This is a genomic window from Modestobacter sp. Leaf380 (genome assembly GCF_001424485.1).
In the GTDB taxonomy this organism is placed as follows: domain Bacteria; phylum Actinomycetota; class Actinomycetes; order Mycobacteriales; family Geodermatophilaceae; genus Klenkia.
Map to the genome: position 1 here is coordinate 60734 of NZ_LMQC01000004.1, position 25674 is coordinate 86407.

Here is a 25674-nt window from a genome sequence, read left to right on the forward strand (position 1 = left end):
GACGAGGGCGGCCGCACGCAGCACCGTGCGGCCGCCCTCACGCAGGCTCCCTCAGGCGCTGTCCTCCACCTCACGGGTCCACTCGTGCGCCGCGAGCGCCAGGTCCTCGGCGGTGACGTCCAGGGGGACACCTCCCCCCAGGAGCCGGCCGCTCACCGGGTCCGCCCAGGCCGCCGACCCGGCCAGGTGCGCCCGCAGCAGCCTGCGGTCCTCCCGGGCGGCGTCCAGCACGAAGGACAGCTCCGGCTCGCGGAACACCAGGCCCTCGCCGACCAGGCCGTCGGGCGCCTCACCCACGGCGCGCAGCCAGGAACCCAGCCGCTGCGCCTCCCACGGGGTCAGGCACGGCTCGCGGAAGACCCAGTGCCGGCCGTCGGTCGTACGCACCTCGCCGCGCACCACGACCCAGGTCTCCGACCAGTCCGGCCGGTCCAGCTCGACCGCGCGCAGCTCCAGTGCCTGCCGGCGCAGGACGCGCAGGTCCAGCCACGCGCCGTCCCAGGAGGTCAGCCTCACCGGCCGTGCTGCTCCAGCACGGCGGTCATCGCCGGCAGCTCGAAGAACAGCGCGGTCGCCCGGGCACTCGGCTGCCCGTGGTCGGGGTCGGCGCCGGCGTCCAGCAGGGCCCGGACCGTCTGCGGGGACTGCCGGAAGACCGCCGCCGCGAGCGCGGTCTGCCCGCGGTCGTTGACCCGGTCGTGCTCCGCCCCCCGCGCCAGCAGCAGGGCCACCGTGTCGGCCCGGCCCTGGTAGGCGGCCAGCACCAGCAGGGTGTCGCCCTTGCTGGTGGTCAGGTTCGCGGGCACCCCCGCGTCCAGGTAGCCCGCCAGGTCCTCGGTGCGCCCCTCCCGGGCCATGTCGAACACCCGGCCGGCCAGCTCGATGACGCCGGGGTCGATCTCGGGGGTCTGCTCGCTCACCCCGCCGAGCCTAGGCAGCGGGCGCCCAGTGCGCGGGGTGGAGCAGCGCCCCCTCCAGCCGGGTGGCCGCGTCCCCCCGGGCGGCGTCCAGCTGCGCCTGGGTGAGGAAGAGCGTGCCGCGCAGGTCGGCGCCCTCCAGCCGGGCGCCCCGGGTGTCGGCACCGGTGACGTCGGCCAGTCTCAGGTCGGCCCGGCGCAGGTCGGCCCCCAGCAGCACCGCCCCGCGCAGGCTCGCCCCGCGCAGGTCCGCACCGGCCAGCCCGGCACCCACCAGGTCCGCTCCGCGCAGGTCACGGGGGCGGCGCACCGAGCGGCGGGCGTGCTCGCTGGCCCGAGTCAGCAGCGGGTTCACCCGCGCCCGGACGACGTCGACCGGGACCCCACGCAACTGCTCCGGGGTGCCCTGGACCCGGCGGGACAGCTCGTCGTCGGCGTCCGCGAGGTCGGCGGCGAGCGCCGCCGGGACCTCCAGGGCGCGGGCCGCGCGGACCAGCCAGCGCAGCTCCTGCAGCGCCCGGACGACGGGGAACACCGTGGCGACCTGGTGCAGGACGGTGCGGTCCCGGCGGTCCAGGCCCGGGAAGACGGCCCGGGTGACGTGCTGCCCGGCGCCGAAGCAGTCGTAGACGGTGCACCCGGGGAACCCGCGCTCGCGCAGCACCGGGTGGATGCCGCACCGGTCGTCGTCAGCCAGGTTCGGGCAGGCGGTCTCGGCGGGCTTGTCCAGCGCGAAGTCCGCTCCCCGGGCGAACGCCGGGACGACGCAGCACAGTGCGGCGCAGGACGCGCAGTCGGCGCGCAGCGGATCGGTCACCGCCCGATCCTGCCGCCGGCCCGGCCCCGCCCCACGCTCAGGGGGCGGCCACCCGGTCCGTCAGCCGCAGCACGTGCTCCCAGGCGTCCTCGCACGCCGCGGCCCACTCCTGCGAGGACCGGTCGAAGAACGAGTGCGGGGCACCGTCGTAGACCACCGCGTCGACGTCGGCACCGGCGTCCCGCATCCGCTGCGCCAGCTCCTGCTGCTCCTGGACCGGGGTGGCCTGGTCGGCGCCGGCGATGAGCATCACCACCGGCTTGGCGGCGCGGTCGGCGGCGTCCCCGACCAGGGCCGGGCGTCCGTAGAAGCCGGCGCAGCCGGCCAGGTCCAGGTCCCCACCGGACTGCCGCCAGGAGTGGCTGCCGCCGAAGCAGAAGCCGACGGTGACCACGGGCAGGTCTGCCCGGGTCCGGCTGCGCAGGTACTCCACGGCCGCCGTGACGTCGGCGTCCACCCCGGCCTCGGTGGTCTGCGGGACGTGGGTCTGCCAGTCGAAGTCCTCCTCCCGGGTCCCGGTGGCCGCCAGACCCGCCGTCCGGCCGAACCAGTCGATCGCGACCGCGGGCAGCCCCGCCTCGGCGAACCGCTCCGCCAGGGCCACGTAGTAGGGGTGCAGGCCGCGGATGTCGGGCAGCACCACCACGCCGACCCGCGGGGCCGCCGCCGGAGCCGCGAAGGCGGCGGAGAACGCGGTGCCGTCGGCGGCGGTCAGCGTGAGGGTGCCGCGCTCGGCGACGTCCCCGCTGCGCGGCGGTGCGGGCGGGCGGCTGTCGTGGTCGTGGCACATGCCTGCTTCCTACCCCCGGACGACGCCTCCCGCCCGGCCGGGTCGGCGCCGACCCGGGGGCTCCACGACGACGCAACCGGTGCCTGCCGGACACCGGCCCGGGACGCCCGCACCCATCTCACAGGTGAGATACGGTCCCAGACGATGTCCCTCACCGAAGAAGCCACCGGTCAGTCCCTCCGCCAGATCGGCGCCCTCGTGCGCGACGCCCGGCGCCACCACGGGCTGACCCAGACCCAGCTCGGCGAGCGGCTGGGCACCAGCCAGAGCGCCATCGCTCGGATCGAGCAGGGCAACCAGAACCTGACCCTGGAGCTGCTGGGCCGGCTCTCCGCGGCCCTGGACAGCGAGCTGATCTCCGTGGGCCCCGGCAGCAGCCCCGCCGGTCCCACGCACCTGCGCGTCACCGGCGGCCGCCCGCTGGCCGGCTCGGTCACCGTCAAGTCCAGCAAGAACGCCGCCGTCGCCCTGCTGTGCGCCTCGCTGCTCAACCGCGGGACGACGACGCTGCGCAACGTGGCCCGGATCGTCGAGGTCGAGCGCATCCTGGACGTGCTGCGCTCCATCGGCGTCGTCGCCACCTGGGACGACGCCGGCCGCGACCTGACCATCGTCGTCCCCGAGCAGCTGGACCTGGCCGCCATCGACGCCGACGCCGCCCGCCGGACCCGCAGCATCATCATGTTCCTGGGCCCGCTCATCCACCGGGAGCCCGACTTCCGGCTGCCCTACGCCGGCGGATGCGACCTGGGCACCCGCACCATCGAGCCGCACATGATCGCGCTGCGGCACTTCGGGCTGGAGATCGAGGCGCACGCCGGGGAGTACCAGGCCACCGTCACCGAGCCCGAGGCCCGCGACCGCACGATCGTGCTCACCGAGCGCGGGGACACCGTCACCGAGAACGCCCTGCTGGCCGCCGCCCGGCACGACGGGCGCACCACGATCCGCAACGCCAGCTCCAACTACATGGTCCAGGACCTGTGCCTGTACCTGGAGCTGCTCGGCGTCCGGATCGACGGCTTCGGCACCACCACCCTGGTCGTGCACGGGCGCACCGTGCTCGACGCCGAGGTCGACTACACACCCTCCGAGGACCCGGTCGAGGCCATGAGCCTGCTCACCGCCGGCATCGTCACCGGCTCCGAGCTGACCGTGTGCCGCGCGCCGATCGAGTTCCTGGAGATCGAGCTGGCCATCCTCGGGGAGATGGGGCTGCGCTACGACCTCTCCGCGGAGTACCCGGCCGACAACGGCCGCACCCGGCTGGTGGACGTCACCATCCACCCCTCGGAGCTCAAGGCGCCCATCGACAAGGTGCACCCGATGCCCTTCCCGGGCCTCAACATCGACAACCTGCCGTTCTTCGCCGTCATCGCGGCGACCGCGACCGGCGGCACCCTGATCCACGACTGGGTCTACGACAACCGGGCGATCCACCTGTCCGACCTGACCCGGCTGGGCGCCGACGTGCGCCTGCTGGACCCGCACCGGGTGCTGGTCACCGGGCCCACCCGCTGGTCCGGGGCCGAGATCGTGTGCCCGCCCGCACTGCGCCCGGCGGTCTGCATCCTGCTGGCCATGCTCGCGGCCAAGGGGGACTCGGTGCTGCGCAACGTGGACATCATCGCCCGCGGCTACGAGCACCTGTACGAGCGGCTGGTCGAGATGGGCGCCCAGATCGAGGTCTTCCACTGAGCACCCGCTCGAGCTGAGCACGTCGGTGCACTGAGAGCACTACGGTGGGCACGTGGACGACGACCTCTGCCTCCCCGAGTGCGGGATCGCCCGGTTCCTGACCCTGCTCGACGGTCCCTGGGCGACCCTGATCACCCGCGAGCTCATGCACGGCCCGCGGCGGTTCACCGAACTGCGGGACCAGCTCCCGGGCATCAGCGCGCACACCCTGACCAACCGGCTGCGCAGGTTCACCGCCCACGGCCTGGTCACCCGGACCGCCTACGCCGAGATCCCGCCGCGCGTGGTGTACGAGCTGACCCCCATCGGCCAGGAGCTGCGGCCCGTGCTGACCGCGATGAACGCCTGGGCCCTGTCGGTCCCGGAGAGCACCTTCCGCCCGGAGGTCGGCGCCCCCGCCTGACGGCGGCGCCCGGGCGACCGACCCGGGCACGGGTGCCCTACCGGGTCAGCAGCACCGCGACGCCGGCGCACGCGACCGACCACAGGACGCTGGTCAGGGTGCCGATGATGAAGCGCTCGGCGGCCGCCGACGCCTTCAGCTCGGCGAAGCGGCCCAGGCCCTTCACCGCCAGCACCACCGGCAGCCCCTCGGGCCAGCCGGCCAGCAGCGTGCCGGCCACCGCCACCCGCTCGAGCACCCCGATCCAGGCCCCACCGCGCAGCACCTCCGGGTCGCCCACTCCCCCGGCCGCCGACGCCCGGGTCGGGTCGGCGGCGGTGAGCACTGCCGTGGCCACCGGGCCGCCTCCCAGGCCCGCGGCCAGCACCGCGACCACCGCCCCGGCTGCGGCGACCCCGTCACCGGCCGGTCCGGCGCCCCAGGCCAGCGTGGCGCTCACGGCCAGCAGGGCGACCAGCGAGAGCGCACCCCACGGTCGGCGCCCCCGCTCCCGGCGGCCCAGCAGCACGACCCCGCCCAGCAGCGGGGTCAGCCCCAGCGCCACCAACGCGAGCACCGTCACGCCCGTCACCGACCCACGGCTCGGCGCAGCAGGCGGGCCAACGGGAGGTGCAGGTCGCGCTCGGTCTCCCAGAGCCCCGCGGCCAGCCGCTGCCCGACCGCCTGCCGGCTGACCCCCAGCTCGGTGGCGGTCTCGGCCTGGGTGCGCCCGGCCTCGACCAGGTCGACGGCCTCCCACGCCTGGGGGCTGCGTCGCTGCACCAGCACGGTGAGCGCGGTGGCCACGGCCTGCGCGTCGGCGGCGGCCTCGGCGTCCTCACCGCGGACGGCGACCCGTGAGGGGCGCTGCTTGGCGGCGTCGACAGCGCGGCGGGCGCGCAGGAACGCCGACCCCGTGGCCGCCCGGGTGGACTCCGGCAGCGGGGTGGCGACCGGCCCGGCGCCGATGCCGATGCTCCACCCGCCGTCCCGGACCAGCCGAGCCAGCACGGACACCACCTGGTGCGGGTCGTCGAGGACGCCCTGGAACTCGTCGCCGGCGGTCCGCTCGAAGCCGAGCACCACGGGCACGTCGGCCAGGGCGGCGAGCACCCCGGCGACCCGGTCGGCACCCCGACGGCTGTCGCGCTGGTCGACGGTCATGACGTACGGCACCAGGAAAGGATGACAGCTTGCCTCAAGCGGAGCAAGGCCTGTGCCTTGGCGGCCACCGACGTCGCAGGCTCAGCCGGCGTCGGCCTCGGGCGGGAACCCACCCGTGGCGACCGGCCCCCAGCGGACCGGCGTCACCCGGATCAGCGACTTGCCCTGACGCACCATGGCCTCGCGGTACTCGTCCCAGTCCGGGTGCTCGCCGCTGATCGAGCGGAAGTACTCGACCAGGGGCTCCACGGACTCGGGCAGGTCCAGCACCTCGGCGGTGCCGTCGACCTGGACCCAGGGGCCGTCGAAGTCGTCGGAGAGCACCACCACGGTGACCCGTCCGTCGCGCTTGGCGTTCCTCGTCTTGGCCCGCTGCGGGTAGGTCGACACCACGATCCGGCCCTCGCTGTCCACCCCGCAGCTGACCGGGGAGATCTGCGGCTCCCCGTCGGCGCGGCGGGTCATCAGCAGGGCCTTGTGGCGCGGGCGCAGGAAGGCGAGGAGGCCGTCGCGGTCGACCCGGTCGGCGGTGGCGGTCTTCGGCATGGCGTCGACGCTACGACGAGGGTCCGACAGCCGCCCCACCGTGGGCCCCGCCACCTCCGGGGGGCGTCCGTGTGTGCGGGTCCCCGGTCTGTGTTGGGATTCCGGCATGGCCGACGCACAGCACGACGACGAGAGCGTCGACCCGGCAGGGTCAGCGGAGCACACGGGGTCCGCCCACACGGGGTCCGCCCACACCGGATCCACCAAGGTCCCCCCGGCGGACTTCCACGACGACTCCGGCGAGCCGCCCTCGGAGACCACCGCACCGGCCCCGTCCCCCGAGCGCTCGGCCCGGCTGAGCGCGGCCACCCGGGTGATGGCCACCTTCTCCTGGCGCCTGCTGCTGATCACCGGGGCGGTCGTCGTGGTGGGCTACGTGCTCGGGGTGCTGTGGGCCCCGGTCCTGCTCCCCGTCGTGCTGGGCCTGCTGTTCTCCACCGTCATGTGGCCGCTGGCCAAGCTGCTGCGCCGGGCCAAGTTCCCGCCCGCGCTGGCCGCGCTCACCACCGTCGTGCTCTTCCTGGCCGCCTTCGTCGGCATCATCGCCGCCATCGCACCGCCCGTCGTCTCCCAGGTGAACGAGCTCGCCGACGGGGTCAGCTCGGGACTGCAGAGCGTCCAGGACTGGCTGTCCGGCCCGCCGTTCGACCTGGGCGAGGAGCAGATCGGCAGCTACGTCGACCAGGCCATCAACCAGCTGCAGTCCAGCGCGGGCGACATCGCCAACTTCGCACTCACCGGCGCCAGCGCGATCGGCACGGGCGTCGTGAACCTGGTGCTGGCCCTGGTGCTGACCTTCTTCTTCCTCAAGGACGGCCCCCGCTTCCTGCCCTGGCTGGCCGCGCAGACCGGCCCCCGGGCGGCCCCGCACGTCGCCGAGCTGTCCCACCAGAGCTGGCGCACCCTGTCGGAGTTCATCCGGCAGCAGGCACTGGTCGGCTTCATCGACGCCGCCGGCATCGGGCTGGGGCTGCTCGTCCTCGGCGTCCCGCTGGTGCTCCCGCTGGCCGTGATCACCTTCTTCGCCGCGTTCATCCCGATCATCGGTGCCTTCGTCGCCGGCGGCTTCGCCGTCCTCATCGCCCTGGTGAGCAACGGGTTCGGCACCGCTCTGTGGGTGCTGGTCGTCGTCGTCCTGGTGCAGCAGATCGAGGGCAACGTCCTGCAGCCGATCCTGCAGGGCCGCGGGCTCAAGCTGCACGCCGGCGTCGTGATCCTGGCGGTCACGGCGGGGTCCAGCCTGGCCGGCATCATCGGCGCGTTCCTCGCCGTCCCCGTCGCCGCGCTCATCGCGGTGGGCTACCGCTACGCCCGGGACCAGCTCGACGGCCGGCACCCCGAACGCGACGAGGAGGGCCGGGTGCCCGAGATCGTCGGGGACGCCGACGGCGCCCGGCTCACCATGAGCAAGGCACCCGTCCAGGACTGAGGACGGCGCCGGCTCAGCGGGGCCGGCGCACCCGGACCGGCCCGCGGGCGGTGGCGACGTCGACCACCTCACCCCGCTGGGTCACCTGCACCTCGCCCCGCGCCGCCAGCCGCCCGGCGGCCGCCCGGGCGGCGGGCATGAGGTCCCGCCAGTCGTCCGGGGAGAGCGCGCGCGCCGCGTCCGAGGGGCAGATGGACGACGTCGACGCGCGGGCGTCCAGCAGCTCGCCGATGGTCCGCTCCAGCGCGGCGTCGGGGGTCTCGCTCACCCCGTGAGCGTCACCCTCCCCCGTCCGGGGCGCCAGCGGGGGCACCATGGGAATGCCCCGGGTCCTCCCGGGGCTGCAGGGACAGACCGTCGTACCCCAGGAGGGACCCCACCGTGCCGCTGAGTCCCGAGGACCTCGTCGAGCTCACGCCCCAGGCGCAGCTGCTCGTCGAGCGCACCGCCGCCGACGAGCTCGTGCTGGTGCACGACCTGGCCGGGGAGTTCGACGCCGCGCACGCCGGCGCGCTGGCGGGGTCGCACCTGCTGGCCAGCCTGCCGCACGAGGTCGTGGCCCGCTTCGACGCCGACGCGCTGGTGGACTACCGGGGCCACCGGCCGCGGATCACCTTCTCCGGTGACCACTACGAGTCCTTCGCGGCCCCGGAGATCACGCTGTACTCCGTCGAGGACGACAGCGGCACGCCGTTCCTGCTGCTGCACGGCACCGAGCCGGACTTCGCCTGGGAGCGCTTCGCGCAGTCCGTGCTGGGCCTGGTCGAGCAGCTCGGGGTCACCCGGATGGTGATGCTGCAGGCCATCCCGATGCCGGTGCCGCACACCCGGCCGGTCACGGTCACCGCGCACGCCACGCGCCGGGAGCTGATCGCCACCTACCCCGTGTACTGGGGCGAGATGCGCATCCCGGGCAGCGCCGGTGCCCTGCTGGAGCTGCGGGCCGGGGAGGCCGGGGTGGACGCCCTGGGCATCGCCGCCCACGTGCCGCACTACCTGGCCCAGGCCACCTACCCCGCGGCCTCGCTGACGCTGCTGGAGCACCTGGAGACGCTGTCGGGGCTCACCCTGCCCACCGAGGCGCTCGCCGAGGCCGCGCAGGCCAACCGCACCGAGATCGACGAGCAGATCGGCCGCTCGGAGGAGAACACCGCGGTGGTGGCCCAGCTGGAGGCGCAGTTCGACAGCTTCTCCGCCGCCCGGGAGGGCACCGGCCTGCTGGGCTCCTCGGGCGAGGTGCCCACCGGTGACGAGCTGGGCGACCAGATCGAGGCGTTCCTGGCCGAGCAGGACCGTCGGGGCAACCGCGGCGACTGAGCCGCGGCCGCCCGTCCGGGGCCCTGGCGGACCGCTCAGTCGCGGGTGCGGGTGAGGGCGAAGGCCAGCGCACCGGCGACCCCGACGGCGGCGAAGACGTAGAACCCCCACGGGAACGCGATCCCGGCCCCGAGCAGCGCCCCGCCGATGAGCGGGCCGGAGATCGCCCCCACCCGGCCGACACCGGCCGACCAGCCCAGCGCGGTGGCCCGCACGTGCGGCGGGTGGTTGGAGCTGGTGAACGCGTAGACCAGCACCTGGGCGCTGAACACGAAGCAGCCGGTCAGGAAGACCATCGCGTAGATCCCGGCGAGGGGCAGCCGGATCGACAACAGCGCCAGGAACACCGCGCCGGCGGCGAACCAGGCCATCCCGGCCCGCCGGGAGCCGATCCGGTCGGCCACCTGGCCGGCGACCAACAGCCCGGCGACGGCGCCCAGGTTCAGCGCCAGCAGGAAGGCCAGCGCGGCGCCCAGGTCGTAGCCGGCCTCGCGCATGATGGTGGGCAGCCAGCTGTTGAGCCCGTAGACCAGCAGCAGGCCCATGAACGAGGTGACGCCGATGGCCAGCGTCGTCCTGCGGTACGCCGGGGAGAACAGCGTGCGCACCGTCGTCCCGGCCGAGGTCGGCTCGGGCGCGGCCGTCGGGTCCTCCAGCGCCAGGCCGTACGCCGAGGCGACCTGCTCGGCCTCGGCCCGCCGGCCGTGCGCGACCAGGTAGGACGGCGACTCCGGCAGGTGCGCGACCATCAGCGGCACGAGCACCAGGGCCGGCAGTGCACCGATGACGAACATCCAGCGCCAGCCGATCGGCTCGACGACCACGATCGCCAGCGCGGCGGTCGCCACGGCGCCCACGTGGTAGCCGGTCATCACGGTGGTGGTGGCCCGCCCGGCCCGCCGGGAGAACTCGTTGACCAGCGCGATCGCCGTCGGCAGGCAGCCGCCCAGCCCGATCCCGGCGAGGAAGCGCAGGCCGCCGAACACCCAGGCGTTCGGCGCCGCGGCACAGGCCAGGGTGAGCAACGAGAACGCGATCACCGCACCGATGAGCGCCTTGCGCCGCCCGACCACGTCGGTGAGCGCGCCGATGGACAGCGCCCCGATCGTCATGCCGACCAGCCCGGCGGTGATGACGGCGGTCGCCCCGGCCGCCGTCAGCCCCCAGACCTCCGGCGTCTGCAGGGTGGGGACGACGGTGCCGACCACGACGAGGTCGAACCCGTCGAGCAGCACGGCGACCCAGCAGAGCGGGGCCACCCAGCCGGCGGCCCGGGTGACCGCGCCGGGCGCGGTACGGGTGGGAGTGGACACGGGTCCTCCAGACGTCGACGCTGACCCGCCGACCCTGGGCCCCCGCTGTGCGTCCCGCCAGTCCGCGCTTCCGCTGACCGGGAACGTGCAGCCGGGCAGTTCAGGCGAAGACGATGGTCTTCGCGCCGTCCACGATGACCCGGTCCTCGACGTGCCAGGTCACGGCCTGGGCGAGCACCTGGCGCTCGACGTAGCGGCCCACCCGGCGCATGTCCTCGACGGTGGCGCGGTGGTCGATCCGGGCCACCTCCTGCTCGATGATCGGCCCGGCGTCGAGTTCGGCGGTCACGTAGTGTGCGGTGGCGCCGATCAGCTTCACGCCCCGGTCGGCGGCGGCCTGGTAGGGGTTCGCGCCGACGAAGGCCGGCAGGAAGCTGTGGTGGATGTTGATCAGCCGCTCCGGGAACCGGGCGCAGAACCCCGGCGACACGATCTGCATGTAGCGGGCCAGCACCACGAGGTCGCAGTCCCCGACCAGCTCCAGTGCGCGGGCCTCGGCCTCGGCCTTGGTCGCTGGGGTCACCGGCACGTGGTGGAACGGGACGCCGTGCGCGGCCGCCACCGGCTCGAGGTCGGGGTGGTTGGAGATGACCACGGCGATCTCGGCGCGCAGGTCACCGGCGGAGACCCGGTAGAGCAGCTCCTGCAGCACGTGATCGGTCTTCGACACGAACACCGCCAGCCGGGGCCGCTCGTCGGCCAGCACCAGCCGCCAGGTCAGCTGCCACTCCCCCGCCAGGGCCGCCAGCTGGGCCTCCAGCTCCGCCCGGCGGACAGCCAGGTCGGCCAGCACGAACTCCAGCCGCAGGGTGAACGTGCCCCCGGAGGGGTCCGAGCTGTGCTGCTGGGAGTCGGTGATGTTCGCGCCGGCGTCGGCCATCAGCCGGGACAGCACGGCCACGATGCCCGGGCGGTCGGGGCAGCGGACGACGAGACGGCCGAGATCGGTCAGGGAGGGAGCGGACACGGCTGGACATCCTCCCAGGTGGCCGGGCCGACGGGGCGCTCAGGCCGGGGCGCCGGTCAGGGCAGGTCGGCCCGGTGCCGGTCTCCGACGTCGAACAGGTCGCCGAGCTGCTCGACCCGGTCCAGCACGGCCGCGGTGTCGAAGACCAGCGAGGCCGCGTCGTCGAGCTCCTCCCAGGTCACCGGCGTGGACACCGTCGCACCGGCCCGGGCCCGCAGCGAGTAGGGCGCGACCGTCGTCTTGGCCGTGTTGTTCTGGCTCCAGTCGACCAGCACCTTCCCGGGCCGCAGCACCTTCTCCATCCGCCAGACGACCTCGTCGGGGGTCTCCTCGGTCAGCGCCTGGGCCAGCGTCTTGGCGTACCGCGAGGGCTGGTCGGGGTCGGTGCAGCGGATCGGCGCGTAGACCTGCAGCCCCTTGGAACCGGAGGTCTTCACCACCGGGTCCAGGCCGTCGTCCACCAGCCGCTCGCGCAACCGCAGCGCCAGGGCGGCGCACTCGGCCACGCCGGTGCCCGGCCCCGGGTCCAGGTCGAGCACCAGCAGGTCGGGCAGCTGCGGCACGCCGTCCTCGTCGACCCGCCACTGCGGGACGTGCAGCTCCAGCGCGGCCAGGTTCGCCGACCAGGCCAGGTCGGGGACGTCGGTGAGCAGCACCATGTCCAGCGTCTCGCGGTCCTTGGTGGACCCCGGCGCCGGCACCACCACGTGCCGTACCCAGGCCGGGGCGTGCCGGGCGTTGTTCTTCTCGAAGAACGAGGCGCCCTCGACCCCGTGCGGCCAACGGGTGAAGGTGACCGGCCGGCCGGCCAGGTGCGGCAGCAGCACCGGTGCGACCTGCACGTAGTACTGGATCACCTCGGCCTTGGTGAACCCGACCTCCGGGTACAGCACCTTGTCCAGGTTGGAGACCTCGAGCTGCCGGCCCGCGATGGACACCCGCTGGCGGCTCACTCCGGCGCCAACTCGGCCGGCGCCACGTCCTCGCGCAGCCCGCGCCAGGCGGGGTGCCGGAGGTGGCCGTCGCCGGTCCACCCCGCGAACACCACCTCGCCCACCAGCTCGGGCTCCACCCAGTGCGCCTCGCGGACGACGTCGGCGGGCACCTCCCCGGCGAACGGGGACGTCGACCGGGCGGCGACCTGACCGGCGAGCTCGCGCAGCGCGCGGTCGGTGAAGCCGGTGCCCACCCGCCCGGCGTAGCGCAGGCCCGCCGGCCCCTGCACCCCGACCAGCAGCGAGCCGATGCCGCCGGCGCGGCGCCCGTTGCCCGGGCGCCAGCCGCCGACCACCACCGACTGGTGCTGCACGTTCTTGATCTTCAGCCACTCCGGGCCCCGGCCCCCGGGCCGGTACGGCGAGGCCAGCCGCTTGGCGACCACGCCCTCCAGCCCGTGCTCCCGGCTGGCCGCCTGCACCCCGGCACCGTCGGTGTCGAACCACGGGGTCGGGGACCACCGCCGGGCCGTGGGCTCGAGGGTGTCCAGCAGCTCCCGGCGCTCCCGGTAGGGCCGGTCCAGCAGCGAGGTCCCGTCCAGCGCCAGCAGGTCGAACACGAAGTAGCACGCCGGCACCCTCCGCGCGGTGCGGGCGACCTCCGGGCCGGTGAGGTGCATGCGCTGCTGGAGCAGCCCGAAGTCCGGCCGGCCGAGAGCGTCCAGGGCCACCACCTCGCCGTCCAGGACGGCGTCCCGGTCGGCCAGCGACGCCGGCAGCGCGGCCAGCTCGGGGTAGCGCTGCGTCACGTCGGTGCCGCTGCGGGCCCGGAGCCGGAGCTGCCCGCCGGCGACGTGGGCCAGCACCCGCACGCCGTCCCACTTGAACTCGTAGGCCCAGCCGTCGTCGGTGGCCGGCAGCTCCCCGGCCACCGCCAGCATCGGCCGCGTGCCCTCGTCGACCACCTCAGGCGGACTTGGACGCGGCGGCCTTCTCGGCCGGGGCCTTCTTGGCCGGGGCCTTCTTGGCTGGCGCGGCCTTCTTCGCCGCGGCCTTCTTCGCGGGTGCCTTCTTCGCGGGTGCCCTCTCCGCCGGGGCCTCCTCCGCGGACGCGTCGGCACCGTCGTCGGCGGCGGGCTTCTTGCCGGCCTTCTCCACGCTGCGCCGCAGCGCGCTCATGAGGTCGACCACCGAGCCGTCGTCCTCGTCCTCCGCGGACTCCTCGGGACGGACGACGTCGCCACCGGCCTGCTTGGCCTCCAGCAGCGCCGCCATCGCCTCCTTGTAGTCGTCGGTGAACGCCGTCGGGTCGAAGGTGCCGCTCATGGTGGAGATCAGCGACTCGGCCATGGCCAGCTCGGCCGGCTTGGCGGTGACGTCCTCGTCCAGGAACCCGAACTCCGGTGCCCGGATCTCGTCGGGCCAGCGCATGGTGTGCAGCACCAGGACGCCGTCCCGGACCCGCAGCGCCGCCAGCGACTCGCGCTGCCGGATGGCGATCTTGGTGATCGCGACCTGGCCGGCGTTCTCCAGCGCGGAGCGCAACAGCACGTAGGGGCGGGTCGCGGTGCCCTCGGGCTCCAGGTAGTAGGTCTTCTCGAAGTGCACCGGGTCGATCTCGGACTGGTCGACGAACTGCAGCACCTCGATCTCGTGCTTGCTGCCCAGCGGGAGCTCGTCCATGTCGGCGTCGGTGAGCACGACCAGCTGGCCGTCGGGCAGCTCGTAGCCCTTGGCGATGTCCCGGTACTCGATCTCCTCGCCGTCCACCGAGCAGACCCGGCGGTACTTCACCCGGCCGCCGTCGGTGGCGTGCACCTGGTGGAACTTCACGTCGTGGTCCTCGGTGGCCGAGTACAGCTTCACCGCGATCGAGACCAGCCCGAAGGAGACCGCACCACGCCAGATCGACCGCACGGTCGCCTCCTCGCTCACCGCGCGCCCCGCACGGGCGCGCAAGATCACAGGGTAGGGGCGGTCCGGGCCCTGCGGCAGCCCGAGACCACCCCGGAGGGGTCAGTCCCCCGTCGCTGCGGACTGCAGCCGGTCGTAGAGGAACTGGCCCACGTCGGCGCCGGCGACCGTGGTCATCACCAGCCCGGCCAGCCGGGTGGCCCGCGGCGCGGCGACCCAGGAGAGCACGAAGCCGGTGCCGATCCACTGGGCCAGGCAGAAGGGGCAGGTGACCAGCTCGCCGACGGCGTGCTTCCACCCCCCGTGCTCGCGGATCTCCTCGGCGACCTCGGCCTCGCCGGACGTGCCCCGGTAGCTGGTGAACGGTGCCCGCAGCGGGCTGGTGATCGGGTCCTTGGCGACGGTGCGGGCCAGCCGGAACGTGGCCACGGTGAGCAGCAGCGCATCCCCGACCGGGATCCGGTCGGGCAGCGGGCGACCCGAGGCGCGCAGCGCGGCCGCGCCGGCCGCGGTCACGGCGCCGTAGACGCCCATGGCCCCGAGCAGACCGCCCAGGGGGCGCTGCTCGCCGTGCGCGTAGTCGCGCTGCTGCGCGCGGGCCCAGTCGGTGACGGTGGAGGTGACGGACATGCCGGGCCGCTACCCCTCGTCCCCGGGTGGACACCGGGTGCATGCCAGCGGCGCTGCCGGGTAGGGCAGCAACTGATCAGCTGCATCTGCACCGACGGAGGACACACCCATGACCCAGCCCGAGGGCCAGACCGCCCGCGACGTGTTCCCCGAGGACGACGGCATCCCCGAGATCGCCGACGACACCCCCGAGGCCGCCGCGGCCGAGGACCCCCAGTTCGCCCCTGAGATGGGCGCCGAGCGCGCCAACGCCAGCGTCGACTTCGGCACCACCGCCGCCGAGCAGTCCGAGGGCGAGTCCCTCGACGGCCGCCTGGACCGCGAGGTCCCCGACGTCGACGTCGACCCCGGCGTGCGCCCGGCGGAGGACCCCGACCACACCGCCCCCCAGCTGGACCAGGACGCCGACGCCGACCCGCTGGACGACTCCGGCACCGACACCGTCGGTGACGACGTCCTCGCCTCCGACACCGGCGCCATCGGTGGCGACGGCCCCGAGGAGCAGGCCGTCCACCCCGTCGCGGACTGACCGCACCTCCCCCGCGCGCCCGTCCCGCCGCACCCCTCCCGCACGAGTTGTGGGAGGGGTGCGCCTGTGTCTAGGGTCGCCGCGGCGGTTGAGCAGCCAGCTGCCGAAGGACGTCCGGGCGTCGCCCGGGCGAACCGCCCGACTTCTCGGACTCCCCACCAGGGCCGAGGAGTCGGACGCCACCACGACCGGTACGTTGTGGTGGCTGATGCGTGCCCGTCGGGCTCGCTGCTGAGAGGAGCTGCAGTCCGTGACCTCATCTGACCTGCCCGCCGAGGGACAGCGCGACGCGTCGGCTCCCACCGACACCGCCGACGCTCCCTTCGACGACGTCATCACCCTGTCGACGTCCACGGACGCCGACGGTGGCGTCACGGTGACGGTCGTCGGCGAGGTGGACACCTTCACCGCTCCCGTGCTCCGCGCCAGCCTGGACACCCAGCTGGAGCAGCAGCCGTCCGAGCTGGTCATCGACCTGTGCGGCGTCCAGTTCCTGGGCTCCGCCGGTCTGGCCGTGCTGGTGGAGACCCAGAAGTCCGCGCGCTCCCGCGACGTGGGGCTCAAGCTCGTCGCCTCCACCCGGGCGGTCACCCGCCCGCTGGAGGTCACCGGCCTCATCGACCTGTTCACCATCGTGGACGGCAACGGCGCCAAGTAGCGCACCGCGACGACGGGCGCCCCACCAGCCGGTGGGGCGCCCGTCGTCGTCTGCGGGACCTGCTCTGCCGGTCTCAGGCCGACAGCAGCTGGCAGACGCCCAGCTCGACCCGACGTTGGCGCTCCCGGTCGTCCTGCGCGCCGGCCGCCTCCGCCAGCGCCTCCGCGATCGTCTCGCCGTGCTCGAACCGGTCCACCACCCGCGGGTCGACGTAGCTCTGCTTACACACCGTCGGGGTGTTGCCCAGCTGGTCCGACACCGCCACGTAGGCAGACCGCAGCGCCTTCTGCCGCCCGGTCCGCGACCTCGGCGGCTCCTGCTCGGCCAACAGCACGGCCATCAGCACGGTGGCGTTCCAGGTGCGGAAGTCCTTGGCGGTGATCTCCGCCCCGGAGACCTCCTTGAGGTAGGCGTTCACCTCGTCGCTGGTGACGTCGTGCCAGCCGCCGTCGTCGTCCTGCCAGGCCAGCAGCTCCTCACCCGTGTCCGCGGGCCGCTCCAGCAGCTGCCGGACGACGGTGGCGGTGGGGGCGTCGGTCACCTCGATCTCGCGCTGCTTGCCGCCCTTGGCCAGGTAGTGGAAGGCCACGGTCGTGCCGCGGACCTCGACGTGCTCCCGGCGCAACGTCGCCAGCCCGTAGGTGCCGTTGTCCTCGGCGTACTGCTCGCTGCCCACCCGGAAGGCGCCCAGGTCCAGCAGCCGCACACCGGCGGCCAGCACCCGTTCCCGGGTCAGCCCGCGCCGACGCAGTGCCGCGGCCACCTCGTCGCGGACGTCGGGCAGCTGGTGGCTGATCTCCAGCACCCGCTCGTGCTTGGCGGCGTCCCGCTTGACCCGCCACTCGTCGTGGTACCGGTACTGCCGCCGTCCGGCAGCGTCGGTGCCGACGGCCTGGATGTGGCCGTTGGGCCAGGGACAGATCCACACGTCACGCCAGGCCGGCGGGATCGCCAGGGACCGGAGCCGGTCGGCCCGCTCGTCCCGGATGAGCGAGCCGTCCTCGTCGTAGAACGCCCAGCCCCGTCCGGCCCGCCGACGGGTCCAGCCCGCCCGGTGCACGTCGCTGCGCCGCAGTCTCACCCGCCCTCGGGTGCGCAACGGACGCGGCGTCCAAACCAGCTCACCGGACGACGTCGTCCGGTCGGGTCAGAGGAGGACGGCCACCGCAGGGACGCCGGCCAGGTCCAGCACGTGCCGGACCATCGACCCCGTCGGGGCACACACCTCGAGCTCCCAGCCCTCGCCGTGCCCGACCCGGCCGATCTCCAGCACCACCGACACCGCGGCCGAGCTGAGCTCGGTGACCCCGCGCAGGTCCAGCCGGGCCGGCACCGCGCCACCGCGGGAGGCCTCCAGCAGCCGGATCCGCAGCCCGGAGGCCGCCGCGGTGTCCAGGGCACCGGTGACGGTGACCGTCGGGATGCCGCCGCTGCGGTCCACCACGGCGGCGTCGACCCCGTCCGTCTCCTCCGGGACGTCGTCGAGCAGTCCGCGCAACGGCACCCGCAGGGTCACCGTGGTGCCCCCGGCAGCGGCGTCGACCACCACGTCGCTGCTGAGCTGGCGCATGATCAGCAGCCCCCGGCCGCGGTCGCCGGGGTCCTCGTCCGGGGTGCGCCAGTGGCCGGCGTCCCGGACGACGACGGTCAGCGTGCCGTCGTCGTCGGCCCGGGCGTCCAGCCAGAGCCGGCCCGGGGCGTCGGCGGGGTAGGCGTGCTCGACGGAGTTGGCGCAGGCCTCCCCCACCGCGACCTGCACGGCCACCACCTCCTGGGCGCCCAGACCCACCGCGGCCAGCCAGGCGCCCAGGGCCCGGCGGACGGCGGGCAGCGAGCTCGGCACGGCGAGCAGGTCCAGGTGCACCGGGCGCACGGCGCCCGAGCGGCGCACCGCGAGGACCGCGACGTCGTCGTCGGCCCCGGTGGCGGGCAGCACCGCGCCCGCGACCCGGCCGGCCAGGCCCGACTCGTCCTCGCCGTCCCGCAGCGCCGTCACGGCGGCCGCGGACAGCGCGGCCCAGCAGTCCTCGGGCGTGCGGTCGGGGACGTGCAGCGCCCCGTCGGAGACCAGGACCAGGGCGCCGTCCTCGGCCAGCCGTGCCGTGTGGACCTGCACCGGCTCGGCGTACCGGGAGCCCAGCGGCGGGCGCGGGTCGGCGGTCAGCCGCTCCACCGAGCCGTCGGGGCGCGCCAGGAACGGCGGCGGGTGCCCGGCCGCGGCCCACCACAGCTCCCCGGTGCCGGCGTCCAGCAGCACGTGGCACAGCGAGGACCCCCGGACGTCGTCCATGTCGACGGCCAGGGCCTCCAGCGCCCCCAGCACTGCGGCCGGGCCGGGGTCGCGGCGCACCTCGGCCAGCCAGGCGCCGCGCAGCCTGGCCATCGCCGAGGTGGCGGTGAGCCCGCTGCCGACGCCGTCGCCGACGACCAGGGCCAGCCGGCCGCCACCGACCGCCACCGCGTCGTACCAGTCGCCGCCGGCGGCCTCGGGCCGCCCGGCCCGGGAGTAGCTGCCGGTGACCCGCGCGCCGGGCAGCAGCGGCAGCGAGGTGGGCAGCAGCACCTCCTGGGCGGCCCGGTCGACGACGTCGGGGGCGACCACCTCGGCCGGGTGCTCCTGCAGCAGCACCAGCACGCCCGGGCGGTCGGACGGGTCCAGCCGGGTCAGCGTCACCACCGCGGGCACGCCGTCGGCGGCGCCGGACAGCACGCTGGGGCCCCGGCCGGCCAGCACGTCGGCCACCAGGTCCGCCAGCGGCCGGCCCGCCACCGTCGGCAGCGCGGACCGGGCCCGTCCGGCGGCGTTGGCCCACCGCAGCTCCGGGGTCGCCGAGTCGTCGCGGACGAACCACCAGACGACGACGGGCGCCGCCTCGAGCGCGGTGGTCAGCGCAGGCAGCTCGGTCGGACGGGGGCTGCCCGGGACGCCGTTCATCTGGGCTCATCCCACCCGAACGCCCAGGACCCGGCAACCGCGACGGGGGTGCCGTCGGGCACGTCGGTCGGGCGGGCCACCCGGGGGTGCGGGAGGATGGACGACGGCCGCCGAGCACGGGGCGGCCCCCACGCGCGACAGGACACGACAGGAGCACACGACGGATGGTCGACTCGACGGCCGCCGCCTCAGGCGAGCGGCGCACGGAACGACTGGAGCTCCGGGTCCCGACCTCCCGGACCCAGCTGCCCGCGGTGCGGGCCATGGCCGGTGACCTGGCGATGCGGATGGACTTCGACCTCGACGCTGTCGAGGACCTCCGCCTGGCCGTCGACGAGGCCAGCGCCACGCTGGCCTCGGTGGCGAGCCCCGGCTCGGCGCTGACCGTGGTCTTCGAGGCGGCCGCCGGTGGCCTGCACATCGACGCCTGGGTGCCGACCGCCCCGGGCACCGACGTCCCCCGCGACGGGTTCGGCTGGGCGGTGCTGCACACCCTGGTGGACAGCGTCGACGCCGGCCCCTCCACCCAGGCGGCCGTGCCGGCCGGTGACGGCTCCGAGGGCGCGGTCGCGGTGATCACCTTCGAGAAGCACCTGCCCGGGCCGCTGAGCCGCGCCACCGGTGACGCCGACTCCGACCTCTCGGTCCTGCGGTGACCCGGTCGGCTGCCACCGACACCCCGGCTGCCGACCCGACCGTCGACGACGACACGGCTCAGGCCGACGACGTGACCGCCGGGGCGCCGCAGCCCCGCGGTGAGGCCCACCCCACCGAGGCCCTCCCGACCGAGGCCCTCCCCACCGAGGTCGTCCCCGCCGACGGGGACGGCCCGGGCGACACCGCCGCGGACGCCTCCGACGACGACGCCCTCGCCGACCTGCTGCCGCCGGACGCAACGGACGTGCCCGTCTCCGCCACCCCGGCCACCGACGCCGCCCAGGCCGCACCGGCCCCGCCGCTGTCGGACAACCGGAAGCGGGCCGAGCGCACCGCGCCGCTGTTCGTGGAGCTCGCCTCGCTGGAGCCCGGCGACCCCCGCCGGGAGCGGCTGCGGGAGATCCTCGTCGAGGAGCACCTGCCGCTGGTCCGGCACTTCGCGCGCCGGTTCAGCAACCGCGGGGAGCCCTTCGACGACCTGCTGCAGGTCGGCACCCTGGGCCTCATCGCCGCGATCGACCGCTTCGACCCCACCCGGGGTGTGGAGTTCCTGTCCTTCGCCGTCCCCACCATCACCGGGGAGATCAAGCGGCACTTCCGCGACCAGGGCTGGTCGGTGCGCGTGCCGCGCCGGCTGCAGGAGCTGCACCTGTCGCTGAACGCCGCCGTCGGCGAGCTCGCCCAGAAGAACGGCCGCGCCCCGAACCCCTCGGAGCTCGCCGAGCACCTGGGCATCCCGCGTGCCGAGGTCCTCGAGGGCCTCGCCGTCGCCAACGCCTACCGCAGCTCGTCGCTGGACGAGCGGCTCTCCGGCGAGGAGGACTCCCCCACCCTGGCCGCCACGCTGGGCCAGGAGGACGCCGCGCTCGAGGGCGTGGAGTACCGCGAGTCGCTGCAGCCGCTGCTGGCCACCATCCCGGCCCGCGAGCGCCGCATCCTCATCCTGAGGTTCTTCGGCAACATGACCCAGTCCCAGATCGCCGCCGACATCGGCATCTCCCAGATGCACGTGTCCCGGCTGCTGTCCCAGACGCTGGCCAAGCTGCGCGAGGGCCTGCTCAAGGACTGAGGAGGACCCCGTGCCCCTCACCGACACCGGCCCGGCCCCTCGCGGGGGCCGGGCCGGTGTCGTGTGTGGGTGCTACTGCCCCTGGTAGCCCTGGGGCGGGCCCTGCTGCCAGCCGGGCGGGGGGCCCTGCTGGCCCTGCGGCTGGCCCTGCGGCGGGCCCTGCTGCCACTGCTGCTGCGGACCGCCCTGGCCGTAGGGCGGCGGCGGGGTGGGCCGCTCGTCGGCGTCGTCGACGCCGTCGCCGTCCCGGTCGCGGTTGCGGGGGTCGGCCGCGGCGCCGGCCTCCTTGACGTCGGCGGTCAGCTCGGACAGCGACGGCGTGCTGGGCACCTCGGGGTGCGGCATCGAGGGCTCGCTGTCGGCCAGCGTGCTCATCGCCACGTGCGCCTCGGGCTGGTCGGCGGCCCGAGGCACCCGGGACTCGAACCAGTCGGTGGTGTCCAGCGTCTGGGCCGGTGCCGACGCGGGCGCGGACTCCTGGGCGTCGACGTCGAGCCACGACCGGCGCGGCTCGCCGTCCTTGCCACCTCCGCGGCCGGCGCCGCCCATGTTCGCCAGGCCCTCCAGGGCCTGGGAGAACTCGCTGGGCACGATCCACATCTTGTTGGCGTCGCCCTGCGCGATCTTGGGCAGCGTCTGCAGGTACTGGTAGGCCAGCAGACCCTGGTCGGGCTTGCCGTCGTGGATGGCCTGGAAGACCGTCTCGATGGACTTGGCCTGACCCTGCGCCTGCAGGAAGAGGGCGGCCCGCTCACCCTCGGCGCGCAGGATGCGGGACTGCCGCTCGGCCTCGGCCTCGAGGATCGCCGCGGTCTTGTGGCCCTCGGCGGCGAGGATCTGACTGGCCTTCTGGCCTTCTGCGGTCATGACCGCCGACTGCCGCTGGCCCTCGGCGGTGAGGATGGTGGCGCGCTTGTCGCGGTCGGCGCGCATCTGCTTCTCCATCGAGTCCTGGATGGACAGCGGCGGGTCGATGGCCTTGATCTCCACCCGGGCGACCCGCAGACCCCAGGGGCCGGTGGTGCCGTCCAGGACCGAACGCAGCTGGGAGTTGATGCCGTCGCGGCCGGTGAGGGCGCCCTCGAGGTTCAGCCCACCGACGACGTTGCGCAGCGTCGTCGTCGTCAGCTGCTCCATGCCGGTGATGTAGTTGGCGATCCCGTAGACGGCCAGCCGCGGGTCAGTGACCTGGAAGTAGACGACGGTGTCGATGCCGACCTGGAGGTTGTCGGCGGTGATGACCGGCTGGGGCGGGAAGGAGATGACCTGCTCGCGGAGGTCGATCGTCGCCCGCACCCGGTCGACGAAGGGCACCAGCAGTGCCAGTCCCGGGGAGAGCGTGCGGCTGTAGCGGCCCAGCCGTTCGACGACCTTGGCCTGCGCCTGCGGGACGATCGTGACGCTCTTGGCGAGCACGACGACCACCAGGACGGCGATCACGAGCAGGACGATCAGTGCTGCTGACACGGGGCTTGTGCTCCTGACGTCGGTGGACGGTCAGCTCTGATCCTGCCCGGTCCCGTTCCGGGAGGCCACCCACGGTGCCCCGCGGCCCGCGCGGTGCAGGTGCCGCCGTCAGGCGCGGGAGACGTAGGCGATGGGCCCGGAGATCTGCACGATGCGCACGATCTGGCCGACCTCGTAGGTCTCGCCGTCGAGCTGGGTACGGGCCGACCACTCGTCGTGGCCCATCCGGACCTGCCCGGACTCACCGTCGACGCGCTCGCTCACCTCGGCGGTGCGCCCGACGTACACCTCGACGCCGTCGACCTGTTCCGGGGTGCGGGAGGTCAGGTGGCGCTTGGCGACCGGCCGGACGCCGACGATCAGCGCGAGGCTGACGACGACGAAGCCGACCAGCTGCAGGGCGAGGTCGTCCGTCAGCAGCGCCACGCCCATGCCGCCCAGTGCGCCCCCGGCGAGCATGAGCAGCACCAGGTCGAGACTGGCCAGCTCACCGGCGGTGAGCAGCCCCGCGGCGATCAACCACAGCAACCAGGACACGAACCGAGTCTGGCACGCCCCGGCGGGGTCGGTCGGGATCCGAGCCGGGTCCGTGCCGGACGGTGGCGGGGCGGTCGGTCCCCGGCGTGGTTCCCGCGTCGTAACCTGGCTCCTCGTGCGCGACTTCCCCGCAGGCCGGCTCGCCGTCTGGGCGACCGCCTGGTTGACCGGCCGGACCAGCTACGACGAGGCCCTGGACGCCGTTGCCGGGCAGGAGACGGCGCACCGCGTCGTGGGGGTGCCCGGGGCCGACGGGGCGGTGCCGCTGGGGGTGGCACTGTCGGCGCTGCGGACCCTCGGTGAGCTGCGGTTGCGGCTGGTCCTGCCGGTGCCGGGCGACACCCGTGGGCTGCCGGCGGTGCCGGGGCTGGTGGCGACCGCACTGTCGGCCGGGCAGGCGGCGGTGGGCACCCGGGTCGCCCTGGTGCCCGAGGAGATCGGTGCGGAGGTGCTGTCGTGGACCGCGGTGGACCTGGTCGGCGCCCCGCCGGTGGCGCCTCCGGTGGAGGGCACGCTGCGGTCGGTGTCGGGCCAGCTGGACCTGGCGGTCGGCGACGCGGCCCGCACGCTGGCGGGCCTGGACCTGGCCCGGTGGAACCCCGAGGTGCCGACCCTGCTGGCCGGACTGGCGCGCACCACGCACGCCCCGGGTCTGCCCGAGGACCACGACCAGCTGGCCGCCTCGGTGCTCGGTCGGGCGCAGCGGCTGTCCCGGGTCCTGGACCTGGCGATGGCCGACGCGCCGGGCGCCGCGGTGAACACCACCCAGGCCGCGCGCCGCGACGCCGCGCTGCGCCCGCTGGCCGACGCCGTCCGCGAGGCGACCACCGCCGCCTACAACTGGGTCCCCCGCTGACCTGAGTCGCCGGCGCCTGAGTCGCCGGCGCCTGGAACGACCACGCACGAGGCCGCCGCCCGCCGGGCACCGCCGGTCGAGCGATGGGGAGGTGGGGTGGCCGCTTCGCCCACCGGGGTGGTGGCTTCCGGCTCAGGTCCCCGTCGTGCGGTGGGCACGCTCCTCGAGAGGACGGACGTGCCGGTGGCCCGGCTGACCCCCGGGCGGGCACACATCGGCATACCTGGACCTGGACAGCACTCACGCACCGACCGAGTACGCGCGCCCGGCAGACCGGTGGGCACCCCCGCTCAGAGGGTGACGGTGGGTCTCAGGGTGGGTTCGATGTCGATGACGGTGTCGAGGTCGACCGGGTCACGGGGCGTCGCTCTGCTGGCGCCGGCACCCGGGGAACGGGTCGTCCTCCGCCTCGCTCGGCCACCTGTCATCCGGGGGGGCTCTGACGGTGCCGCTGGGGTGGCGTCGAGCCCGGGGAGGCGGGGTCCGACGACGATCTCGGTGTCGTCGGGGCGGAAGGTCCGGTAGCTGTTGTCGGGTTGCCGCTCGACGCGGAACCCGTGGTGCACCTTCGTGTGGTGACGCTCGCAGAGCAGCGCCGAGTTCTCCAGCGACGTGGGCCCGTCGTCGATCCAGTGGACGAGGTGGTGGACGTCGCACCAGTACTTCGGCGCCCCACACCCGGTGAAGACGCAGCCGCGGTCGCGGAGCTCGACGGCCTTCCGCAGGTGGGCGGGCACGATGCGGTGCGACCGGCCCAGGTCCAGGGGCTGGGAGTCGGGGCCCATCAGGACCCGGGTGACCTGGGAGTCACAGGCGAGCAGCCGGGCGCGCGCGGCAGAGACCTGGGCGCCCAGCCCGAGGGTGGCAGCACCGGGCCCGGTGGTCGGGTCCAGCAGGTCCTCCAGCGGGACCACCACGGTGACCTGGGGCTTGCGCCCGCGCAGGGTGGGCAGTTCCCCTGCGGCCAGGTGCGTGTCGCACAGCTGCACGAGCGCGTCGGCGAGCTGCTGCGCGCGGGTGCGGCTGTCGCCGGCAGGTCGGTCGGCCTGCACGAGGGACTCCAGCGCGGTCGCGACCTTCTCCCCGCCGATCGCGTCGAGCTGACCCCGGATGCCCCTGCTGCCGTCACCGTGGACGGGGAGGGTGAGCCCCCGGTCGGCGGTGGGGTCGGGCTCAGGGCCGTCGGGGTCCAACCGAGCCAGGTAGTGCCCGACGCCCAGCACGGTGTCCTGGTGGGTGCCGGCGGCGGCCAGAGCGGTCAAGGTCGCGTCGACCTCGGCCAGGTCGAGGCCCTCGGCATCGGCAGCGGCCCGTCGCTCGTCGGTGGCGATCTGGCCGAGCACGGTCACCTGGTCCGCCGTGATCGACCCGGCCGCGAACGCTGCGTCCGCGGCCGGCAGGTTCTCCAGCGACCGGCCGACGGCCACCAGCCGGTGTGCCGCAGCGCCGGACATCCGCCCGTGTCCCCGCAGCCACGACGCCATCGTCGTGTGACCGTCGATCTCCGGGAGCCCGGAGAGCCCGCCGTGGCGGACCGTGCGGGCGAGGGCCGCGTCGAGCTGGTTGCGCAGCGCCAGCAGCACCGGGAGACGCTCGTGCAGCTGGAAGCCGAACCGCGAGGCCTCGTCCCGCCGGGACAGGACGCCGGACAGAGCGGCAGCAGCCGCAGTCAGGTCGTCCACGAAGCCCTCCAGGTGTTCGAACGTGTGTACGAAGACTAGCGGAATCAGGACGAGGGCGCCAGGGGAAAGAGCAGGTCAGCGCCCAGTTGGTGACACCGGCGACCCGTGTGGAGGGCGTGAGGCTGAGCCGCTCCGGTCGTACCGACAGGAACGGCAGGCACCGACGACGGGCGGCCGAGCCGAGACGTTCGATCACGAGTCGAGCGGCCCAGACCGAGGCGTCCGACCTCCCTGCGGACTCAGGAGCCCGGACGCGGGGCGCCCAGCCTCAGGCACGGCGGGGCCGGGCGGGGCAGGGCGGCGCAGGGCAGGGCGGCGCAGGGCAGGGCGGCGCAGGGCAGGGCGGCGCAGGGCAGGGCGGCGCAGGGCAGGGCAGGGCGGCGCAGGGCAGGGCGGCGCAGGGCAGGGCGGCGCAGGGCAGGGCGGCGCAGGGCAGGGCGGCGCAGGGCAGGGCGGCGCAGGGCA

Annotated in this window: 29 protein-coding genes; 9 read left to right on the forward strand and 20 right to left on the reverse strand. The window is 74.8% G+C overall.

Annotated elements, in window-relative coordinates:
• Nucleotides 1-51: 51 nt before the first annotated feature.
• Genes ASG41_RS05350 through ASG41_RS05365 form a run of 4 tightly spaced genes read right to left on the reverse strand, consistent with a single transcriptional unit; the run spans nt 52 to nt 2524 of the window.
• The gene (locus ASG41_RS05350) at nt 52-516 is read right to left on the reverse strand and encodes a hypothetical protein (RefSeq protein ID WP_056291020.1); all 465 of its coding nucleotides are present in this window, start codon (nt 514-516) and stop codon (nt 52-54) included.
• Entirely contained in the window at nt 513-920 is a 408-nt protein-coding gene (locus ASG41_RS05355; RefSeq protein WP_235564511.1) for an ankyrin repeat domain-containing protein, read from the reverse strand. The genes ASG41_RS05350 and ASG41_RS05355 overlap by 4 nt, the downstream gene beginning before the upstream one ends.
• A 10-nt stretch (nt 921-930) precedes the next feature.
• A complete protein-coding gene (locus tag ASG41_RS05360) occupies nt 931-1734 on the reverse strand; it encodes a pentapeptide repeat-containing protein (RefSeq protein WP_056291022.1) in 804 nt (267 codons plus the stop codon).
• 37 nt (nt 1735-1771) lie between these two features.
• Nucleotides 1772-2524, reverse strand: coding sequence for a dienelactone hydrolase family protein (locus tag ASG41_RS05365; protein ID WP_056291025.1), 753 nt, complete (start codon nt 2522-2524; stop codon nt 1772-1774).
• A 144-nt stretch (nt 2525-2668) separates the two neighbouring features.
• Between ASG41_RS05365 and ASG41_RS05370 the strand changes: the two genes are divergently transcribed.
• The gene (locus ASG41_RS05370) at nt 2669-4222 is read left to right on the forward strand and encodes a UDP-N-acetylglucosamine 1-carboxyvinyltransferase (protein WP_056291026.1); all 1554 of its coding nucleotides are present in this window, start codon (nt 2669-2671) and stop codon (nt 4220-4222) included.
• A gap of 52 nt (nt 4223-4274) precedes the next feature.
• Nucleotides 4275-4625: a helix-turn-helix domain-containing protein gene (locus tag ASG41_RS05375; RefSeq protein ID WP_056291028.1), complete on the forward strand. Its 351-nt coding sequence runs from the start codon at nt 4275-4277 to the stop codon at nt 4623-4625.
• A gap of 37 nt (nt 4626-4662) precedes the next feature.
• Here ASG41_RS05375 and ASG41_RS05380 read toward each other — a convergent pair whose 3' ends face one another.
• From ASG41_RS05380 to ASG41_RS05390, 3 genes are all read right to left on the reverse strand, one after another.
• Nucleotides 4663-5187: a hypothetical protein gene (locus tag ASG41_RS05380; RefSeq protein WP_056291030.1), complete on the reverse strand. Its 525-nt coding sequence runs from the start codon at nt 5185-5187 to the stop codon at nt 4663-4665.
• A gap of 5 nt (nt 5188-5192) precedes the next feature.
• On the reverse strand, nt 5193-5780 hold the full coding sequence (locus ASG41_RS05385) for a hypothetical protein (protein ID WP_200938737.1): 588 nt from the start codon (nt 5778-5780) through the stop codon (nt 5193-5195).
• A gap of 69 nt (nt 5781-5849) precedes the next feature.
• Nucleotides 5850-6314 carry a PPOX class F420-dependent oxidoreductase gene (locus ASG41_RS05390; RefSeq protein ID WP_056291033.1) on the reverse strand — a complete coding sequence of 155 codons (465 nt, stop codon included), beginning with the start codon at nt 6312-6314 and terminating at the stop codon, nt 5850-5852.
• Nucleotides 6315-6420: 106 nt separating this feature from the next.
• Here ASG41_RS05390 and ASG41_RS05395 point away from each other — a divergent pair, with 106 nt between their 5' ends.
• A complete protein-coding gene (locus ASG41_RS05395; RefSeq protein ID WP_082556601.1) occupies nt 6421-7743 on the forward strand; it encodes an AI-2E family transporter in 1323 nt (440 codons plus the stop codon).
• Nucleotides 7744-7756: 13 nt separating this feature from the next.
• Here the strand turns inward: ASG41_RS05395 and ASG41_RS05400 are convergent, their stop codons facing one another.
• Nucleotides 7757-8011 (reverse strand): DUF3253 domain-containing protein, encoded by a 255-nt coding sequence (locus ASG41_RS05400; RefSeq protein WP_056291098.1) that lies wholly within the window; start codon nt 8009-8011, stop codon nt 7757-7759.
• 113 nt (nt 8012-8124) lie between these two features.
• On the opposite strand from ASG41_RS05400, the gene ASG41_RS05405 reads away from it, so the two are divergent.
• Nucleotides 8125-9060, forward strand: a complete 936-nt coding sequence (locus tag ASG41_RS05405) for a proteasome assembly chaperone family protein (RefSeq protein WP_082556603.1) — start codon at nt 8125-8127, stop codon at nt 9058-9060.
• Nucleotides 9061-9095: 35 nt separating this feature from the next.
• On the opposite strand, the gene ASG41_RS05410 is transcribed toward ASG41_RS05405, so the two are convergent.
• The 6 genes from ASG41_RS05410 to ASG41_RS05435 form a co-directional block, all read right to left on the reverse strand.
• The gene (locus tag ASG41_RS05410; protein WP_056291035.1) at nt 9096-10373 is read right to left on the reverse strand and encodes an aromatic acid/H+ symport family MFS transporter; all 1278 of its coding nucleotides are present in this window, start codon (nt 10371-10373) and stop codon (nt 9096-9098) included.
• A 100-nt stretch (nt 10374-10473) separates the two neighbouring features.
• Nucleotides 10474-11340 carry a formyltetrahydrofolate deformylase gene (purU, locus tag ASG41_RS05415; RefSeq protein ID WP_235564512.1) on the reverse strand — a complete coding sequence of 289 codons (867 nt, stop codon included), beginning with the start codon at nt 11338-11340 and terminating at the stop codon, nt 10474-10476.
• Between the two features lie 56 nt (nt 11341-11396).
• Nucleotides 11397-12293 (reverse strand): non-homologous end-joining DNA ligase, encoded by an 897-nt coding sequence (gene ligD, locus ASG41_RS05420; protein WP_056291040.1) that lies wholly within the window; start codon nt 12291-12293, stop codon nt 11397-11399.
• Nucleotides 12290-13240 (reverse strand): non-homologous end-joining DNA ligase, encoded by a 951-nt coding sequence (ligD, locus tag ASG41_RS05425; RefSeq protein ID WP_235564513.1) that lies wholly within the window; start codon nt 13238-13240, stop codon nt 12290-12292. The genes ligD (ASG41_RS05420) and ligD (ASG41_RS05425) overlap by 4 nt, the downstream gene beginning before the upstream one ends.
• A gap of 1 nt (nt 13241) precedes the next feature.
• Complete coding sequence (locus ASG41_RS05430) at nt 13242-14234, reverse strand: Ku protein (RefSeq protein ID WP_235564516.1); 993 nt, start codon at nt 14232-14234, stop codon at nt 13242-13244.
• Nucleotides 14235-14291: 57 nt separating this feature from the next.
• The gene (locus tag ASG41_RS05435) at nt 14292-14819 is read right to left on the reverse strand and encodes a DUF1360 domain-containing protein (RefSeq protein ID WP_056291045.1); all 528 of its coding nucleotides are present in this window, start codon (nt 14817-14819) and stop codon (nt 14292-14294) included.
• Between the two features lie 109 nt (nt 14820-14928).
• On the opposite strand from ASG41_RS05435, the gene ASG41_RS05440 reads away from it, so the two are divergent.
• Nucleotides 14929-15348, forward strand: a complete 420-nt coding sequence (locus ASG41_RS05440; RefSeq protein WP_056291047.1) for a hypothetical protein — start codon at nt 14929-14931, stop codon at nt 15346-15348.
• A 250-nt stretch (nt 15349-15598) separates the two neighbouring features.
• Complete coding sequence (locus ASG41_RS05445) at nt 15599-16006, forward strand: STAS domain-containing protein (RefSeq protein ID WP_056291050.1); 408 nt, start codon at nt 15599-15601, stop codon at nt 16004-16006.
• Nucleotides 16007-16079: 73 nt separating this feature from the next.
• Here ASG41_RS05445 and ASG41_RS05450 read toward each other — a convergent pair whose 3' ends face one another.
• Both ASG41_RS05450 and ASG41_RS05455 read right to left on the reverse strand, forming a co-directional pair.
• On the reverse strand, nt 16080-17087 hold the full coding sequence (locus ASG41_RS05450) for a DNA topoisomerase IB (protein ID WP_056291051.1): 1008 nt from the start codon (nt 17085-17087) through the stop codon (nt 16080-16082).
• A 66-nt stretch (nt 17088-17153) separates the two neighbouring features.
• Nucleotides 17154-18941 carry a SpoIIE family protein phosphatase gene (locus ASG41_RS05455; protein WP_056291054.1) on the reverse strand — a complete coding sequence of 596 codons (1788 nt, stop codon included), beginning with the start codon at nt 18939-18941 and terminating at the stop codon, nt 17154-17156.
• A gap of 164 nt (nt 18942-19105) precedes the next feature.
• Between ASG41_RS05455 and ASG41_RS25355 the strand changes: the two genes are divergently transcribed.
• Both ASG41_RS25355 and ASG41_RS05465 read left to right on the forward strand, forming a co-directional pair.
• A complete protein-coding gene (locus ASG41_RS25355; RefSeq protein WP_056291056.1) occupies nt 19106-19597 on the forward strand; it encodes an ATP-binding protein in 492 nt (163 codons plus the stop codon).
• The gene (locus tag ASG41_RS05465) at nt 19594-20667 is read left to right on the forward strand and encodes an RNA polymerase sigma factor SigF (protein ID WP_082556605.1); all 1074 of its coding nucleotides are present in this window, start codon (nt 19594-19596) and stop codon (nt 20665-20667) included. The genes ASG41_RS25355 and ASG41_RS05465 overlap by 4 nt, the downstream gene beginning before the upstream one ends.
• 72 nt (nt 20668-20739) lie before the next feature.
• Here ASG41_RS05465 and ASG41_RS05470 read toward each other — a convergent pair whose 3' ends face one another.
• Together ASG41_RS05470 and ASG41_RS05475 are read right to left on the reverse strand one after the other, a co-directional pair.
• On the reverse strand, nt 20740-22134 hold the full coding sequence (locus tag ASG41_RS05470) for an SPFH domain-containing protein (RefSeq protein ID WP_056291058.1): 1395 nt from the start codon (nt 22132-22134) through the stop codon (nt 20740-20742).
• Between the two features lie 108 nt (nt 22135-22242).
• Nucleotides 22243-22671 (reverse strand): NfeD family protein, encoded by a 429-nt coding sequence (locus ASG41_RS05475; protein WP_056291060.1) that lies wholly within the window; start codon nt 22669-22671, stop codon nt 22243-22245.
• A 115-nt stretch (nt 22672-22786) separates the two neighbouring features.
• Here ASG41_RS05475 and ASG41_RS05480 point away from each other — a divergent pair, with 115 nt between their 5' ends.
• Nucleotides 22787-23527, forward strand: coding sequence for a hypothetical protein (locus ASG41_RS05480; protein WP_056291062.1), 741 nt, complete (start codon nt 22787-22789; stop codon nt 23525-23527).
• Nucleotides 23528-23817: 290 nt separating this feature from the next.
• Here the strand turns inward: ASG41_RS05480 and ASG41_RS05485 are convergent, their stop codons facing one another.
• The gene (locus ASG41_RS05485; protein WP_082556606.1) at nt 23818-25209 is read right to left on the reverse strand and encodes an HNH endonuclease signature motif containing protein; all 1392 of its coding nucleotides are present in this window, start codon (nt 25207-25209) and stop codon (nt 23818-23820) included.
• Nucleotides 25210-25448: 239 nt separating this feature from the next.
• The coding region (locus tag ASG41_RS24540) for a hypothetical protein (protein ID WP_235564517.1) at nt 25449-25674 on the reverse strand (226 nt) is incomplete at its 5' end.